We start from the raw sequence: 203 nt of genomic DNA, 5'->3' as shown, positions 1-203 counted from the left end.
GAAATTGGTGAGATTGATCGGTTTACTCACCCTAAAAAACTCGTAGCATTTGCCGGAATTGACCCTAGTATCTTTGAATCTGGCAGGTTTAAAGGAACTGTAAACAAAATAACTAAGAGAGGTTCGAGTAGGCTAAGGCGTGCCTTATATTTGGCGGTTAAATGTGCCATTCGTGATTGTCGCAAAAAGAAAATGACCCAAGA

At 40.4% G+C, this 203-nt stretch carries 1 protein-coding gene; it reads left to right on the top strand.

Annotated features, from left to right (window positions below):
* Positions 1-203 (top strand): transposase (locus tag COE25_RS30080; RefSeq protein WP_142354544.1); only part of this gene is annotated, 203 nt, incomplete at both ends.

The organism is Bacillus sp. AFS031507 (assembly GCF_002584635.1).
In the GTDB taxonomy this organism is placed as follows: domain Bacteria; phylum Bacillota; class Bacilli; order Bacillales; family Cytobacillaceae; genus Neobacillus.
This window is presented reverse-complemented; position numbering and strand designations above follow the sequence as displayed.